15 protein-coding genes are annotated in these 15,215 nt (G+C 71.1%); 10 read left to right on the forward strand and 5 right to left on the reverse strand.

Features of this window, described 5'->3' with window-relative positions:
• Nucleotides 1–64: 64 nt before the first annotated feature.
• From WFJ36_RS10170 to WFJ36_RS10185, 4 genes are read left to right on the forward strand one after another with little or no spacing between them, the layout of a single operon-like run.
• Entirely contained in the window at nt 65–826 is a 762-nt protein-coding gene (locus WFJ36_RS10170) for an ABC transporter ATP-binding protein (RefSeq protein WP_025104429.1), read from the forward strand.
• Entirely contained in the window at nt 823–2,283 is a 1,461-nt protein-coding gene (locus WFJ36_RS10175) for an ABC transporter permease (RefSeq protein ID WP_336643234.1), read from the forward strand. The genes WFJ36_RS10170 and WFJ36_RS10175 overlap by 4 nt, the downstream gene beginning before the upstream one ends.
• Before the next feature lie 18 nt (nt 2,284–2,301).
• Nucleotides 2,302–2,961, forward strand: a complete 660-nt coding sequence (locus tag WFJ36_RS10180; protein ID WP_071327560.1) for a 2-phosphosulfolactate phosphatase — start codon at nt 2,302–2,304, stop codon at nt 2,959–2,961.
• A gap of 26 nt (nt 2,962–2,987) precedes the next feature.
• A complete protein-coding gene (locus tag WFJ36_RS10185; RefSeq protein WP_071327559.1) occupies nt 2,988–3,422 on the forward strand; it encodes a DUF3054 domain-containing protein in 435 nt (144 codons plus the stop codon).
• 25 nt (nt 3,423–3,447) lie between these two features.
• On the opposite strand, the gene WFJ36_RS10190 is transcribed toward WFJ36_RS10185, so the two are convergent.
• The 4 genes from WFJ36_RS10190 to WFJ36_RS10205 all read right to left on the reverse strand — a co-directional run bounded on the left by WFJ36_RS10190 (nt 3,448) and on the right by WFJ36_RS10205 (nt 6,746).
• Nucleotides 3,448–3,936, reverse strand: coding sequence for a SprT-like domain-containing protein (locus tag WFJ36_RS10190; protein WP_025104425.1), 489 nt, complete (start codon nt 3,934–3,936; stop codon nt 3,448–3,450).
• A 44-nt stretch (nt 3,937–3,980) separates the two neighbouring features.
• On the reverse strand, nt 3,981–4,508 hold the full coding sequence (locus tag WFJ36_RS10195; protein WP_071327558.1) for a hypothetical protein: 528 nt from the start codon (nt 4,506–4,508) through the stop codon (nt 3,981–3,983).
• Nucleotides 4,509–4,589: 81 nt separating this feature from the next.
• A complete protein-coding gene (locus tag WFJ36_RS10200) occupies nt 4,590–5,450 on the reverse strand; it encodes a spermidine synthase (protein ID WP_336643235.1) in 861 nt (286 codons plus the stop codon).
• A gap of 30 nt (nt 5,451–5,480) precedes the next feature.
• Nucleotides 5,481–6,746 carry an LCP family protein gene (locus WFJ36_RS10205; RefSeq protein WP_292787340.1) on the reverse strand — a complete coding sequence of 422 codons (1,266 nt, stop codon included), beginning with the start codon at nt 6,744–6,746 and terminating at the stop codon, nt 5,481–5,483.
• Nucleotides 6,747–6,893: 147 nt separating this feature from the next.
• Here WFJ36_RS10205 and WFJ36_RS10210 point away from each other — a divergent pair, with 147 nt between their 5' ends.
• From WFJ36_RS10210 to WFJ36_RS10230, 5 genes are read left to right on the forward strand one after another with little or no spacing between them, the layout of a single operon-like run.
• Nucleotides 6,894–8,183 carry a sugar ABC transporter substrate-binding protein gene (locus WFJ36_RS10210; protein ID WP_071327555.1) on the forward strand — a complete coding sequence of 430 codons (1,290 nt, stop codon included), beginning with the start codon at nt 6,894–6,896 and terminating at the stop codon, nt 8,181–8,183.
• 15 nt (nt 8,184–8,198) lie between these two features.
• A complete protein-coding gene (locus WFJ36_RS10215) occupies nt 8,199–9,173 on the forward strand; it encodes a carbohydrate ABC transporter permease (protein WP_025104420.1) in 975 nt (324 codons plus the stop codon).
• On the forward strand, nt 9,170–10,003 hold the full coding sequence (locus WFJ36_RS10220) for a carbohydrate ABC transporter permease (RefSeq protein ID WP_025104419.1): 834 nt from the start codon (nt 9,170–9,172) through the stop codon (nt 10,001–10,003). Before WFJ36_RS10215 ends, WFJ36_RS10220 begins: the two co-directional genes overlap by 4 nt.
• Complete coding sequence (locus tag WFJ36_RS10225; RefSeq protein WP_071327554.1) at nt 10,000–11,508, forward strand: glycoside hydrolase family 3 protein; 1,509 nt, start codon at nt 10,000–10,002, stop codon at nt 11,506–11,508. Before WFJ36_RS10220 ends, WFJ36_RS10225 begins: the two co-directional genes overlap by 4 nt.
• 14 nt (nt 11,509–11,522) lie before the next feature.
• The gene (locus tag WFJ36_RS10230) at nt 11,523–12,398 is read left to right on the forward strand and encodes a MurR/RpiR family transcriptional regulator (RefSeq protein WP_071327553.1); all 876 of its coding nucleotides are present in this window, start codon (nt 11,523–11,525) and stop codon (nt 12,396–12,398) included.
• A 12-nt stretch (nt 12,399–12,410) separates the two neighbouring features.
• Here WFJ36_RS10230 and WFJ36_RS10235 read toward each other — a convergent pair whose 3' ends face one another.
• Complete coding sequence (locus WFJ36_RS10235) at nt 12,411–13,331, reverse strand: sugar kinase (protein ID WP_336643236.1); 921 nt, start codon at nt 13,329–13,331, stop codon at nt 12,411–12,413.
• A 167-nt stretch (nt 13,332–13,498) separates the two neighbouring features.
• Here WFJ36_RS10235 and WFJ36_RS10240 point away from each other — a divergent pair, with 167 nt between their 5' ends.
• Nucleotides 13,499–15,172: an ABC transporter substrate-binding protein gene (locus tag WFJ36_RS10240; RefSeq protein ID WP_071327551.1), complete on the forward strand. Its 1,674-nt coding sequence runs from the start codon at nt 13,499–13,501 to the stop codon at nt 15,170–15,172.
• The last annotated feature ends 43 nt before the right edge of the window (nt 15,173–15,215 follow it).

The following is a 15,215-nucleotide window of genomic DNA, read 5'->3' on the forward strand; positions in this document are numbered from 1 at the left end:
GATGTAGCGGGATGCTCCCGGCGGGCGACGCGGGGGACGGGAGCGCGGAAATAGCGTCGTCATCATGGAGATCACGACCACCGACCTCGGGCTCGCCGCCCGCGTCCAGCACCTGAAGAAGACCTACGGCTCGGGCGAGGGCACCGTCCGCGCGCTCGACGACGTGAGCGTCGGCATCCGCCGTGGACAGTTCACCGCCATCATGGGTCCGTCCGGATCCGGCAAGTCCACCCTCATGCACATCATGGCCGGCCTCGACAGCCCGACGGAGGGGCGGGCGTGGATCGGCGACACCGAGATCACGGGTCTCGGCGACCTGGATCTGACCATCCTGCGCCGCCGCCGGGTCGGGTTCATCTTCCAGGCGTTCAACCTCGTCCCCACGCTCGACGCCCTCGGCAACATCCTGCTGCCGTTCGAGCTCGACGGCCGCCGCCCCAGCGCCATCGAGCGGGCGCGGATCGACGGGCTCATCGAGACGCTCGGCCTCGGCAAGCGCCTCGGCCACCGGCCGCACCAGCTCTCGGGCGGGCAGCAGCAGCGCGTCGCTATCGCCCGGGCGCTCGCCACCGCTCCCGACCTCGTGTTCGCGGACGAGCCAACGGGCAACCTCGACTCCCAGACCGGACGGGAGGTGCTGCGCCTGCTCGCGGCCGCCAGCCGGGAGCACGGCCAGTCCATCGCGATGGTCACGCATGACGCGATCGCGGCGAGCCACGCCGACCGGGTGCTCTACCTCGGCGACGGCCGGATCGTGGCGGATCACCCGCGGCAGACCGCGGAGCAGATCTCGGCCTACATGCTCGCCGCGGAGGTGTCGGCATGACCGCGCTCGCCACGGTCGTCCCGGAGACGCGGACGACCGGTCCCCGGCTGGCCTGGCTCCGCGACCGCGGCATGGGCGCGAGCGTCCTCGTCGCCGCGCTCTCGTCCGCGTTCGGCGTCTTCCTCGTCGAGATCACGGCCTACATCGGCGCCGTGCTCCAGGCCGATCCGTTCATTGGCGACAGCGGCACGCTCGCGGTCGTCGTCGCGATCCTGTCGGTGCTGCTCACCGCCGTCGCGATGTACGTGGCCGCGATCGTCACGGCGAACACGTTCTCGACGATCATCGCGGGCCGCACCCGGCAGATCGCGCTCATGCGACTCATCGGGGCGACGGCTCGTGCGCAGCGGGCGGAGGTCGGCCGGCAGGGGCTCGTCGTCGGGCTCCTCGGCGCGGGGCTCGGCCTGCTCGCCGGACTCCTCCTCTCCGCGGCGGCCGTCCAGCTCGGCGGACAGCTCGTCGCCACCGCGCCGTCGTCCTTCTCACTCGCCCAGCCCGCTCTCGCCCTCCCGGCGGTCGGTGTCGCGCTCACCACCTGGGCGGCCGCCTGGGTGGGGTCGCGTCGCGTGCTCGCGGTGACGCCGCTGCAGGCTCTGGGCGGTGCCGTCGAGCGCACCCGTGACGAGGTCTCCGGGCGCAAGGGCCGCCATGTCGGGGCCTGGGTCCTGCTGATCTCCGGCGCGGCTCTGCTCGCCGGCGGCGTCGTCCTCGGACTGGTCACACCGCTCGGCGTCGTGGTCGCGTTCATCGGCGGCATCCTCTCCTTCACCGGGCTCGCTCTGGGGTCCGTGCTGTTCATGCCTCCGGTGCTCCGCCTCGTGGGGCGCCTGTTCGGGTCGAGCGCGACCGCGCGTCTCGCGGCTGAGAACGCCCTGCGGTACCCGGAGCGGTCGTCGCGGATGGCCATCGGCGTCGTCATGGGCGTGACCCTGGTGACGATGTTCGCGGTGGCGCTGGAGTCGTCGAAGCGCCTCATGACGAGCCAGACGACCGAGGAGATCCCACCGGAGTTCTTCGCCCCGTACGACGCCTTCGCGGCCATCATGATGGTGCTCGTCGCCGTCTCGGCCGTGATCGCAGCCGTCGGCCTCGTCAACCTCCTCACCATCGGCGTCGTGCAGCGGCGCCGCGAGCTCGGACTGCTGCGCTCGATCGGTCTGTCCAACCGCCAGGTGCGCCGCATGGTGCTGCTGGAGGCGACTCACATCACGGTGGCGGCGACCCTCACCGGTCTCGTGCTCGGGGTGCTCTACGGGTGGATCGCGGCCCAGTCGCTGCTCGGCTCCGTGCCGGTCCTGCCGGAGTTCACGCCCGCGGGACTCGTCGCCCCGCAGGTGCCGTGGCTGCCGGTGGTGATCATCGTCGCCGCGACCGCGCTGCTCACGCTCGTGGCTGCCGCGACGCCGACCCGACTGGCGACCCGCGTGGCCCCGGTCGAGGCACTCGCCGCGGACTGACGGCTCTAGGCTGGACGGATGCCGTCGCCGTTCGATCAGTCCCCGTACCAGGTCCGACTCGACTGGGGGGTGTCCGGGCTCGCCCGCCTCGCGCCGGCCGACGTCGTCGTGGTGATCGACGTCCTCCGGTTCTCCTCGACGGTCGCCGATGCGGTGGCCGGGGGAGCGGAGGTCGAACTGGCCGGAGCGCTCGACTGGTCGCGGAACGGGGCGGCGGTGGCAGCCGCCGCCCCGAGCGGGGCCACGGTCCTGCTGGGCGCGATCCGCAACGCCGGTGCCGTGGCGAGGGCCGTGCAGGTGGAGCAGGAACGCCGCCAGGGTCGCACCTCGGTGGCGCTGATCCCGGCCGGCGAGCTCGACGCCGCGGGGGAGCTGCGCGTCGCCGTGGAGGACCAGCTCGGGGCCGGAGCGATCGCCGCGGCGCTCACCGATCTCGGCATCGACCACACCGCCCCGGACGCCGCCGTGGCCGCGGAGGGCTTCCGCGCGCTGCGTCGTGCACTGAAGCACCTGATCGGGGCGACGGGCTCCGGTCGCGAGCTGCAGGCCGGGGTCTCGGCGACCCAGCGGATGCGGGCCGCCGGACTGGTGCCGACCAGCACCGCGGACGCCGCCGTCCTGGACGCGGTGGACGCCGTCCCCGTTCTGCGCGACGGGCGGTTCACGCGCTTCGAGTGAGCACGCGATCCGCGTAGGGTCGAGGAATGAGGTTCCTCCCCGCACTCCTCGTCGACGCCGTCCTCGTCCTCGTCTTCGCCGCCATCGGCCGCGCCTCCCACCAGGAGGACCCGGCCGGGTTCCTCCTCACGGCCTGGCCCTTCCTCGTGGCCCTGCTGCTGGGACACGCCGCCGCGCTGCTGCTCCCTGGGCGGCCGCGTCGGCCGTGGTCGCTGTCCTGGGGTGCGGTCGTCTGGGCGGTGACGGTCGTCGGCGGCATGCTGCTGCGGCTGCTCAGCGGAGACACCGCGGAGGTGCCCTTCATCATCGTGGCGACGCTCGTGCTCGCTGTGTTCCTGCTCGGCTGGCGTGGTCTCACCGCGCTCGTCCGTCGAAGCCGCGGCCACCGCGGCGCCGCGCCGGCCGAGGAGGACGGCTTCGCGTCCGAAGAGCAGCCGCGCTCCGGCGGTTCAGCCGTCTGACTGGGCGACCCCGCTCCCTCGGCCCTCAGCGGGGGGCCTGCGCGGCGAGGCGGGCGTCGGTCGTGATCTCGCGGCGCGTCCAGGCGAAGAGGTGCTGGGCATCGAACGTGCGGGAGCACCGGGCGCAGGACGTCGCTCGGCTCGGTCGGCGGTGTCGATACGTGACGTGACCGGCCGGGCAGCGGCCCACCCACGGGGCGAGCTCGACGGCGGTCTCCCCGCGGTGCGTCGTGCCGCCGACATAGCCCAGGTCGCGCGCCACGCGCTTCCAGGCGGGGCCGTGGGCGGCCTGGTGCCCGGCGAGGGCGTGGGCCACCTCGTGCAGGAGCACCTGATGGATCTCGTCGTCCTCGAAGCGGGCGGCGAGATACCGCGACACGGTGATGCGCTTGCGTGTGTAGTCGCACTGGCCGGCGCGACGCTTGGCGTGGTCGAAGTCGAACGACCAGCTGTCGTCGAGATGCAACCGGATCAGTGCCTCGCCCCAGACGCGCACGCGGTCAAGTTCCGCCATGCGCTCAGGCTAAGGCATGCCGCGGACACTCGGGCGCATCGGCGTCAGCCCGCGACGAGTTGCGCCGGACGACGGCGCTCCACGGCCTCGATGGCGAGGAGCACGGTTTCCAGCTCCCGGTCCTCCGCGCCGGACTCGCGCCGCAGGAAGAGCGACTGCTTGAAGCTCTCCCGCGCAGTCTCGTAGTCCTCGGCGTCGTAGGCGTTCTTGCCGTGGTGCTGATAGGCGAAAGCGGCGATCGACAGCCAGCGCTGCCCCTCCGCCTCCGCGGCGCAGGTCGCCAGCTCCTGCTCGGCGGCGGCGTATGCGCCCCGGTACTGCAGGATCGTCGCGTGCAGCACCCGAGCGCGGAGCACGTCCTTGCGGGTGCCGGCCATCCGGGCCTGCCGCACGGCTTCGTCGGCGAGCGCGAGGGCGTCGTCGAGGCGTCCCAGCACCTTGAGCAGCCAGACCCGCTCGAGCAGGGCGGGAAGGCTGCGCTGCTCCTCGATCTCGGCCAGGCGAGCGGCGCACTCATCGAGATCGACCCGTTCGCGGAGGCTCTCCTGGTCGTATCCCCGGATCAAACTCATTGCTCTCCTTCCGCGCGTCCCCGCACCTGTCCCCGTCCAGTCTGCCTGCCGCTTCCGTGCTCCTCGGGGCGGCGCGCCACGTCAGCGCAGGAACAGCGAGGCATCGGGCCGCGGGGACGCGACGGCGTCGGCGTCCGTGACGATCCGGGCGCCCTGGAGGAAGGCGCGGGCCTCGTCCCCCTGGGCGATCTTCGCGGGATGCGGACCCGCGGCGAGCATCCGGGGCAGCCACTCCGTCGGGAGAGGGGCGGCGGAGGCGGCCACGACGAGGTTGCCGAAGCGGCGGCCCTTGAGCACCTGGGTGTCAGCGAGGATCCCGATCTCCGGGAGCACCTCGGCGATGGTCGCGGCCTGGCGACGGGCGAACGCGAGACCGGGGCCGTCGGCCACGTTGACGAGCAGGACACCGCCGGGGGCGAGCAGCGCGGCGAGCTCCCGGTAGAACTCCACGCTCGTGAGGTGGGCGGGCGTCTGCGCGCCCGAGTACACATCCGAGACGACGAGGTCGCACGTGCCGACCAGCGCCGACGGGAGCTTCCGGACCCCCTCCCTCGCATCGCCGATCCGCAGCCGGATGGCCGCCCCCTTCGGCAGCGGGAGGTGCTCGCGGACGAGCTGCACCAGCGGAGCCTCCAGCTCGATGACCTGCTGGCGTGACCCGGGGCGGGTCGCATCGATGTACCGGGGGATGGTGAGGGCACCGGCTCCGAGGTGCACCGCGGTGAGCGGACCGGGGTGGAGCTGGTCGATCACCGCCCCCATCCGCACGATGTACTCGAAGTGCAGGTGCGTGGGGTCGTCGAGATCGACGTGCGACTGCGGGGTGTCGTCCACGACGAGCTCGTAGCCGCTCGTGAACTCCGACGGGACGATCCGGGCGAGGCCGCCGTGGTCGAGGCGGGTCTGCGGGTGCTCGGCGTCCCGTGATCGCGTCCGTCCCATGCCGTCGAGCCTACGCCGCGCGGACCAGGGTCAGCGCTGGTTGCCCACCGCGCAGGTCTCCTGCTCGAGGGTCTGCCCCGACACCTCCGGCGGGAGCGTCGCGCGCGGGTCCGGCGTCGCGGTCGTTTCGGGAGTGGATTCCGTCTCCGGCGTCGTGGGCGCCGTGGGAGCGGGGGTGACGAGCTCGACGCCGCGGTGCGTCGTCACGTCGCCGGTGAGCTGGAGCGGCTGCCCGGCTCGCACCGCGTCCCACAGGGCGGCCGCGGCCGCCTCGTCCGGCACGACCTTGTCGTCGTCGAACGGATCGGCGATGTTCGGGTACTGCACGAACACGAAGTCGCTGAAGTTCACATCCTTGAGGGCGAGTGTGAGCTGGGCCAGGCGCAGCGGGTCGGCGAGCTCATCGCTGGGATCGATGTTGTCGGCGATGGCGTTCGTCAGTCGAAGCACCTTGGGGATGTCGGTCAGAGTGTCCTCGCTGAGCACCTTCTTGGCCAGCCGTGACATGTACTGCTGCTGGTTGGAGATGCGCGCGAGATCGCTCTCGTCCCCCACGCCGTGCCGGGTGCGGATGAACTGGAGGGCTTCCACGCCCGAGACCGTCCGCATGCCCGCGGGCCAGTCGATGCCGGTGTGACGATCTCGGATGCCGTCGCCGGCGATGCAGACCTCGACGCCGCCGATCGCATCCGTGACGGCCATGACGCCGTCGAAGCTGATCTTGGCGGCGAACTCGATGGGGATGTCGCCCAGTTCGCTCACGGTCTTCGCGATGCAGGAGAGGCCGGCGTGCTCGAACAGCGAGTTCATCGATGCCTTCTCCATCGCGGATGCGACGGAGCCGTCCTCACGGGTGCACTCCGGTACGGGGACGCCGAGGTCGCGGGGGAGCGAGACGACGGTCACGTTCCGGGGTGCGGCGGAGACGTGCACGAGGAGGTTCACGTCGTTCCGACTGAGTCCGTCCGCCTCGGCGCAGCGTTCGTCGAAGAGTGCGGTGGCCTTCGGGCCGCACTCGTCCGTCCCCACGATGAGGAGGCTGAAGGCCTTGTCGTCGGGATACGCGCCGAGGGTGGGCGGGTCGACCTGCGGGGCGCCCTCCAGGGTGACGGCCCCGTCGCCCACGCGGTTGAAGACGTCCCAGACGAGGAATCCCGCGACCGCCACGGTGGAGACGAGGACGACGGCGAGCCCGATCCCGAGGCCCCGCAAAATCCGAGAGGTCCGGCCGCGCGTCGACGGCGGTGCGTGCCGGGGGAGCGGAGGGCGGTCGGCGTCTGATCCACGGCGGGGCATGCGGGGAGCCTACCCCGGAGGCCTGATGTTACGGCGGTATGACGATTCTGGGAGGAACTTGCAGGGAATTAGTTAGTCGTGAATACTTTTTCCTATCCCCGGTACGCACCCGATGCACACCTGGACTTTCAAAGAGGAGATCCCCCCATGCACAAGCGCATTCTTCCGGCGGTGGCGCTCGGCGCCGCTGCCACGATCGCTCTGGCCGGCTGCGCCGGCGGCAGCGGCGACAACGGCTCGACCAACGGCGAGGGCCAGGAGCTGACGGTCTGGATCATGAAGGGGACCAACCCCGACGCGACCGCCTTCTACGACAAGGTGTCGGACGCCTTCGAAGAGGAGACCGGCGCGAAGGTCACCATCGAGGAGATCCAGTGGGCCGACGCCCACGACCGCTTCGTCACCTCGATCGCCGGCGGCACCACCCCGGACATCGCCGAGACCGGCACCACCTGGACCGCCGAGTTCGCCGACGCCGGCGCGCTCCTCCCGCTCGACGAGTACGTCGACGCCGAGGACGGCCTGCGCGACGACCTCGTCGAGGGCCTCGCCGTCGCCGGCACCTACGAGGACGAGCTCTACGGCATGCCGTGGTACGCGGGTGTCCGCTCCATCGTCTACCGCACCGACGTCTTCGAGGAGCTCGGTCTCGAGGCTCCGAAGACCTGGGACGACATCGTCGCCGCGGGCGAGGCCATCAAGGCCGCCAAGCCCGACATGCTGCCCTTCCCCGTCGCAGGTGACGCCGAGTTCCAGGTCTACCCCTGGGTCTGGGGCGCCGGCGGCGAGATCGCCACGAAGGACGGCGACACCTGGACCAGCGAGCTCGACAGCGCCAAGTCGCAGGCCGGCATCGAGTTCTACACGGGCCTGGCCACCGAGCACGGCTTCTCGTCGGCCGGTGCGACCACCTGGAAGGAGACCGACCTCCGGGACGCCTTCACGCAGGGCAACGTCGCGATGATGCTCTCCGGCTCGTGGACGCCGAACGCGCTCATCGAGGCCAACCCCGAGCTCGAGGGCAAGATCGGCGCGGCCGTGATCCCCGGCCAGGACGGCGGCATCGCTCCGTCCGTGCTCGGCGGCTCGCACCTGTCGGTGTTCAACACCACGAAGAACGCCGACCTCGCGTGGGAGTTCGTCAAGCTCATGACCACCGGTGAGTTCGCCGAGCAGTGGTCCGACGAGACCGGCTACTTCCCGGGCGTCCAGTCCGCGATGGAGGAGGCCCTCGCCTCGACCGACCCGCTGGTCGCTCCGTTCGCCGAGCAGATGGTCGACGGCGGCGCGTCCGTCCCGGTCACGCCGAACTTCGGCGCCGTGCAGGCGAAGAAGACCACCAACGCCATGATCCAGGCCATCCTCAGCGGGCAGAAGGACGTCGCGACCGCGACGAAGGACGCCGCCGCCGAGATGACCGAACTGCTCAACCAGTAAGGAACCACTCCTTCCATGTCGATGGTGCAAGCGCCACTGCCGGCCACGAAGGCGGAGCCCTCCTCCGCCTCCGTGGCCGGCGGCCGGAAGCGTCGGGGTCTCTCGATCGTCACGGCCCGCCCCTGGCTCCTCCTCGCCCCCGGGCTGATCATCCTCGCGGGGCTCATGCTCTGGCCGCTCGTGCAGGTGTTCCTCTACTCGCTGCAGGACTACGGTCTGCGCGAGATCAACACCGGTGAGAGCAACTGGATCGGGCTGGCCAACTACGCCGAGGCGCTCACCAATCCGACCCTGTGGACGGTGGTGCTCCCCAACACGGTCGGCTTCGCGGCCGTCGCGGTGTTCACCACCGTCGCACTCGGAACCCTCGTGGCGCTGCTGCTGGCGCGCCTGGGTACCGTGTGGCGCACCATCGTCTCCAGCTGCATCATGGTCGCGTGGGCGATGCCCGCCGTGACCGGAACGTACGTCTGGACCTTCATCTTCGATGCCGACCGCGGCATCTTCAACAGCGTCCTGCAGGACCTCGGCCTCATCGACGGCCAGGTCAACTGGTTCACCAACCAGTGGTCGTTCTACGCGATCGTGCTGCTGAACGTCGTCCACCACGGCTTCCCGTTCGTGGCCATCACCGTGCTCGCCGGGCTCCTGGGCGTCTCGAAGGAGATGCTCGAGGCTGCGGCGCTCGACGGAGCCGGCGCATGGCGCCGCTTCTGGAAGATCATCTTCCCGACACTCAAGCCCGTCTTCTCCGTCGTCATCATCCTGTCGACGATCTGGGACTTCAAGGTCTTCGCGCAGGTCTACCTCATGCCCGGCGGCAGCGGCGGCAACCGTCAGGTGCTCAACCTCGGCGTGTGGTCGTACGTGGAGTCGTTCGGTCAGAACCGCTACGGATTCGGCGCCGCGCTGGCCGTGCTGCTGACCCTCGTGCTGATCGGCATCACGATCGTCTACATCCGCTCCCTCATGAAGGAGGACGAGCTGTGAACCCCCGCCCCAGGCTCCGGTCGCGCATCGGACTCGGCATCGGCGTCGCCGCCGTCCTCGTCTTCACCCTGTTCCCCGTCTACTGGATGGTCTCCAGTGCGTTCGACGCCAAGGCGTCCAGCGGCGGTCAGTCGCTCCTCCCGCAGGAGTTCACGTGGGACAACTTCGCCTTCGTGCTCACGGAGGGCGGCTTCGGCACGTACCTGCGCAACTCGGCGATCGTGGCCCTCGTCACCGTCCTCGTCAGCGCCATCGTCTGCCTGCTCGCGGCGGTCGCCGTCGCGCGCTTCCGCTTCAAGTTCCGCACCACGGTCCTGATGATGATCCTCGTGGTGCAGATGGTGCCGCTCGAGGCACTCGTCATCCCGCTGTTCCTCCAGGTCAAGAGCCTCGGTCTGCTCAACAGCATCATCGGCCTGATGGTCGTCTACGTGGCGCTGTCGCTCGCGTTCGGCATCTGGATGCTGCGCGGCTTCGTCGCGGCCGTCCCGGTCGAGCTCGAGGAGGCCGCCTACATCGACGGCGCGAGCTGGTGGCGGATGTTCCGCTCCATCCTGCTGCCGCTCGTGATGCCCGGCCTCGTCGCGACGAGCATCTTCAGCTTCATCACGGCGTGGAACGAGTTCATCTTCGCCATGACGATCCTCGGCGCGCAGACCGACCAGTACACGGTCTCGATCGGCCTCAAGTCGTTCTTCGGCTTGTACTCGAACGACTGGGGCAGCATCATGGCCGCCTCGACGATCATCACCGTCCCCGTCATGATCTTCTTCGTCATCGTGCAGCGCCGGCTCTCCGCCGGCATGGTCGCCGGGGCGGTGAAGGGATGACCGACGAGCTTGAACGTCTCGCGAACGGCGTGCTCTGGCCCGGGTTCCTCGGCACCACGGCCCCCGCCTGGCTCGTGGAGGAGCTGCGCGACGGCCTGGCCGGCGTCGTGTACTTCGGTCAGAACGTCGGTGAGGGGCTGTCCGCGCTGAGTGCGCAGATCGTCGACGCCAACCCGCACGCCCTGATCGGCGTCGACGAGGAGGGCGGCAGCGTCACGCGCCTGGAGTCCGGAAGCGGCTCCACCCTCCCCGGTGCCGCACAGCTCGGCGCCCTCGACGACGTCGTCGCGTCGGAGCGGACCGGGGCGGAGCTCGCCCGCCGCGTGCGCGCCGTCGGTGCGAACGTCGTGCTCGGTCCGGTCGCCGACGTCAACACCGACCCGCGCAACCCCGTCATCGGCGTCCGCTCGTTCGGGGCCGAGGAGGCGCTGGTGACGCGTCACGTCGTCGCCACGGTCGACGGCATCCAGGACGGCGGGGCGGCCGCGTGCGTCAAGCACTTCCCCGGTCACGGCGACACCCACCTCGACTCCCACCACGCCCTGCCTGAGATCGCTCTCGACGTGGCCGAGTACGAGCGCGTGCACCTCGAGCCGTTCCGCGCCGCCGTCGAGGCGGGGGTGGACGCGATCATGACCGCGCACATCGTCGTCCCCGCGTGGGGCGCGCAGCCGGCCACCCTCAACCCGCGCGTGCTCGGCATGCTGCGGGAGTGGGGCTTCCGGGGCGTCATCATCACCGACGCGCTGGACATGGCCGCGATCCGCGAGACCGTCGGACTCGGCGGGGGCGCCGCCCTCGCTCTGGCCGCCGGTGCCGACCTGCTGTGCATCGGCAACCCGACCAACCCCGGCGAGGCCGCTCTTCCCGACCAGGACCGGCGCGACTTCCTTGCCGCCCGCGACGGGATCGTCGCCGCGCTGCGGGACGGCTCGCTCTCCCGGGAGCGCGTCGAGGAGGCCGCCGCGCGGGTGTCGGCCCTCGCGAACCGACTGCGCATGAGCGCAACCCCGGACGAGGGAGCCGCCGCGTTCGACGCCGCCGAGATCGTCCGTCGGTCCGTGTCGCTCGCCGGCGATGCCCCCGAGGCCGCGGAGGCCCTGGCGGTGATCGATGCGCGACGTCGCTCGACGCTCGCGGTGGACAGCGCCGCATCGTACGTCGCGGAGGCGCTCGCGGGAGACGGCATCCGCGTGCGGCTCGACGTGGCCGCACGCCCCGTGGCCGAACAGGACGCCGTGATCGACGAGGTCGCCGCGGCGACCGGCACGACGGTCGTCCTCGTGGATCGACCGGATGCCGAGCCGGCGCAGCGGGCGCTGATCGAGCGGACCGCGCTCCGGGACCCGGATGCGGTCGTGGTGAACGTCGGTCTGCCCGTGCAGGAGCCGCTGCCGCTGCCGACCGTCGAGGTCGGCGCCGCCAGCCGGCTCGGCGCTCAGACCGCGCGGGACGCGCTCCTCGGCCGCTTCCGGCCGCGACAGAGGACGACCGCCGCCGGTTGAGACGGGATCAGCGCATGGACGACGACGTTCTGGCCGTGGTGCGGCGCTCCCTCCCCAAGCTCAGCGCGGCGGAGGGACGCGTCGCCGAGAGGATCCTCGGAGACCCCACCCTCGTGGTGGATCTCGCGATCAACGACCTCGCGCAGCTCTGCCAGACCTCGCTGTCGACCGTCGCGCGCTTCGCGCAGTCGCTCGGCTACAGCGGCTACCGGGAGCTGAGGGTCGCCGTCGCGCGGGCGGTCACCCTGGCCCAGGCGCAGCAGGCCCGGTTCGGACTCGACTCCACGGCGATCGACCGGGACGACGGACCGGCGGCGATCGCCGCGAAGCTCGCGGCGCAGGAGATCGACGCGATCGAGAAGACGGCCAGGGCCCTCGATGCGGACGCGCTCGACCGGGTGGCGCGGGCGGTGGTCGTCGCCCGGCACATCGACCTGTTCGGGCAGGCGGCGTCGTCGCTGACCGCCCAGGACCTCCAGCTCAAGCTCTCCCGGATCGGCTGCTCGGTGACCCACTCGGCCGATCCGCACCTCGCGGTCACCGCGGCCGCGCTGCGGTCCTCCGCGGATGTGGCGATCGCCTTCTCGCACGGCGGCGAGACGGCCGAGACGGTCCGTGCCCTGGAGGTCGCGCGGGCCGCGGGCGCCCTTGCGGTGGCCGTGACGAGCGCTGCCGACTCCCCGCTCGCGGCCCTCGCCGACGTCGTGCTCCTCAGCCAGGCGCAGGAATCGCCGTACCGGATGGCCGCCATGTCGAGCCGGATCGCGCAGCTCGCGCTCATCGATGTGCTGTTCGTGCGCATCGTGCAGTACCGGGGCGAGCACGTCGCAGTGTCGTTGCAGCGCACGCACGACGCGGTCCCGCCGCGTCACGGCCGCCACGCGGACTGAGCCGTCGCCGGATCAGTCGACGTGGTCGCGCGTGCTGGCGATCGCGCGCGTCGCGATGCGGTGGGCGCGGGCCAGGCTTCCGTGCAGCGTCAGGCCGGTGAGGACGCCGGCGAGGAAGCCGGCGGCGAAGGCGTCGCCCGCCCCGATCGTCTCCACCACCGGCACATCGAGGGCATCGCTCGCGGCGCGCTCGGCGCCGTCGAACGCCACGGCGCCGGCGGGGTCGGTCACGACCAGGTAGCGCGGCTCGGGGAACAGCGTGCGCAGGTCGTCCGGCGCGCTCGTGCCGAACACGGCCTCGGCGTCGGGGCGGGTGCAGAACAGGACGTCGGCGCGGTGGGCGAGATCGGTGAGGACGGCGCGTCCGTCGTCTTCCCGGCCCCGCCACAGCGCGGGGCGCCAGTTCAGATCGAAGCTGACGAGACGGCCGGGGCGCGGCGCCGCGACCAGGGCCTCCTGGGCCGCGCGTGCGGAGGGCGAAAGCGCAGGCGTGATGCCGGAGGTGTGCACGAGGGCCGCCGCGGCGAGCAGATCCACCGCCACGGGCGACTCCAGCGACGCCGGCGACAGCGCCGCCGCGGCCGATCCGGCACGGTAGTAGTGCATCGTCCCCTTCACGGCGCCGTCCGCCCGCGGTGAGAGCTCCTTGACGTAGATCCCCGTCGGTGCGACCGGGTCGACCTCCACGGCCCGATCGTCCACGCCGTGCGCACGGAGCTCGGCGGTGAGGAAGCGTCCGAAGCCGTCGTCGCCGACGCGGGACACGACCGCGGTGCGGATGCCGGCGGAGGCCAGCGCGATCGCGGTGTTCCACTCGGCCCCGGCGAGGGAGCGGTGGAACGTGCGGCAGGATTCGAGCGGTCCGGCGGTGGCGGCGACGAGGGCGACCAGGCCCTCGCCCAGGCACACGACGCGGGGAGTGGTGTCCGGCACGTTCTGGACATTACCGGATCACGGGCGGCCCCGCGTCGATACCGGATCGCAACATCGGACTCTTGGCATCCGCCTGGCCGCTGGGTACCTTCGAGGAATCACCGTCTCCGCGGCGACGATGCCCGGAGACGCGCAAGGAAGCGCCCGACAGGGAAGGTCATACACCCATGCACCAGTCAGCCATGCCTCGGCGAGGAATCGCCGTCATCACCGGAGCGACCATCGCCGCTCTCGCTCTCGCCGGATGTGTCGCCAGCGAGCGCGGGGACAACGGGTCGGAGGGTTCCGGTGATGTCGACGGCACGTTCGTCTTCGCCGCCTCGTCCGATCCCGCGAGCCTCGACCCGGCGTTCGCGCAGGACGGCGAGACCTTCCGCGTCTCGCGCCAGATCTTCGAGGGTCTGGTGGGCACGGAGCCCGGCACGGCCGACCCGGCCCCGCTGCTGGCGGAGTCGTGGGAGTCGTCCGAGGACGGCATGTCCCACACCTTCGCGCTGAAGGAGGGCGTGACCTTCCAGGACGGCACCCCGTTCAACGCCGAGGCGGTCTGCGCCAACTTCGACCGCTGGTACAACTGGACCGGTCTCGCCGCCTCCGAGGCCTTCGGGTACTACTACAACAAGCTCTTCAAGGGCTACGCCTCCAACCCGGAGGACGCGGTCTACAAGTCCTGCACGCCCGACGGCGAGAACTCCGTCACGATCGAGTTGAACAAGCCGTTCGCCGGCTTCATCGCCTCGCTGTCGCTCCCGGCCTTCGGCATGCAGAGCCCCTCGGCGATGCAGGAGTTCGGCGCGGACGAGGTCGGCGGCACCGCCGAGGCGCCGCAGCTGTCCGAGTACGCCATGGGCCACCCGGTCGGCACAGGCCCCTACCAGTTCGAGGAGTGGGCGCCGGGCGAGCAGGTCACGCTCAAGGCCTACGACGACTACTGGGGCGAGGCCGGCCAGATCGACGAGATCATCTTCCGCACCATCGACGACCCGACGGCGCGTCGCCAGGCGCTCGAGTCGGGCTCCATCGACGGCTACGACCTCGTGGGCCCCGCCGACACGAAGGCCCTGGAGGAGGACGACTTCACCATGGTGTCGCGTCCCCCGTTCACGATCCTCTACCTCGCCTTCAACCAGGCGATCCCGGAGCTGCAGGACCCGAAGGTGCGTGAGGCGCTGTCCTACGCGATCGACAAGGACGCGCTGATCAGCCAGGTCCTCCCGGAGGGCACCGAGAAGGCGACGCAGTTCGTCCCGCCGGTGGTCAACGGCTACAACGACGAGGTCACGACCTACGACTACGACCCGGAGAAGGCCAAGGAGCTGCTCGCGGAGGCCGGCTACGACGAGGCGAACCCGCTGGCGCTGGACTTCAACTACCCGGTCAACGTCTCGCGTCCGTACATGCCGGACCCCGAGCAGATCTACACCGTCCTGTCGTCGCAGCTCTCCGAGGTCGGCGTGGAGACCACCCCGGTCTCCGAGGAGTGGGTCGAGTACCTCGACCGCACCACCGGCACTTCCGACCACGGCATCCACCTGCTCGGCTGGACCGGCGACTACAACGACACCGACAACTTCGTCGGCGTGTTCTTCGGACAGAAGAGCTCCGAGTGGGGCTTCGACAACCCGGAGCTGTTCCAGGCGCTGACCGAGGCGCGCGGGGTCTCCAACCTCGACGACCAGACGGCGCTCTACGAGGACATCAACGAGATGGTCGCGGAGTTCATCCCCGGCGTCCCGCTCGCTCACCCCGCGCCGACGCTCGCCTTCGACCCGCGCGTCGAGAGCTACCCCGCCAGCCCGGTGAACGACGAGGTCTTCACGGACATCGTCCTCACGAAGTAGGCCTGACCATTTGATATGCCGAGCCCCGGTTCCGCTCTCGCGG

Source organism: Microbacterium sp. MMO-113 (genome assembly GCF_037148555.1).
GTDB lineage: Bacteria > Actinomycetota > Actinomycetes > Actinomycetales > Microbacteriaceae > Microbacterium.

Bases quoted from the DNA above. Each gene is read 5' to 3' on its own strand.
- WFJ36_RS10170 (WP_025104429.1), top strand. From the start codon at position 65: ATGGAGATCACGACCACCGACCTCGGGCTCGCCGCCCGCGTCCAGCAC.
- WFJ36_RS10175 (WP_336643234.1), top strand. From the start codon at position 823: ATGACCGCGCTCGCCACGGTCGTCCCGGAGACGCGGACGACCGGTCCC.
- WFJ36_RS10180 (WP_071327560.1), top strand. From the start codon at position 2,302: ATGCCGTCGCCGTTCGATCAGTCCCCGTACCAGGTCCGACTCGACTGG.
- WFJ36_RS10185 (WP_071327559.1), top strand. From the start codon at position 2,988: ATGAGGTTCCTCCCCGCACTCCTCGTCGACGCCGTCCTCGTCCTCGTC.
- WFJ36_RS10190 (WP_025104425.1), bottom strand. From the start codon at position 3,936: ATGGCGGAACTTGACCGCGTGCGCGTCTGGGGCGAGGCACTGATCCGG.
- WFJ36_RS10195 (WP_071327558.1), bottom strand. From the start codon at position 4,508: ATGAGTTTGATCCGGGGATACGACCAGGAGAGCCTCCGCGAACGGGTC.
- WFJ36_RS10200 (WP_336643235.1), bottom strand. From the start codon at position 5,450: ATGGGACGGACGCGATCACGGGACGCCGAGCACCCGCAGACCCGCCTC.
- WFJ36_RS10205 (WP_292787340.1), bottom strand. From the start codon at position 6,746: ATGCCCCGCCGTGGATCAGACGCCGACCGCCCTCCGCTCCCCCGGCAC.
- WFJ36_RS10210 (WP_071327555.1), top strand. From the start codon at position 6,894: ATGCACAAGCGCATTCTTCCGGCGGTGGCGCTCGGCGCCGCTGCCACG.
- WFJ36_RS10215 (WP_025104420.1), top strand. From the start codon at position 8,199: ATGTCGATGGTGCAAGCGCCACTGCCGGCCACGAAGGCGGAGCCCTCC.
- WFJ36_RS10225 (WP_071327554.1), top strand. From the start codon at position 10,000: ATGACCGACGAGCTTGAACGTCTCGCGAACGGCGTGCTCTGGCCCGGG.
- WFJ36_RS10230 (WP_071327553.1), top strand. From the start codon at position 11,523: ATGGACGACGACGTTCTGGCCGTGGTGCGGCGCTCCCTCCCCAAGCTC.
- WFJ36_RS10240 (WP_071327551.1), top strand. From the start codon at position 13,499: ATGCACCAGTCAGCCATGCCTCGGCGAGGAATCGCCGTCATCACCGGA.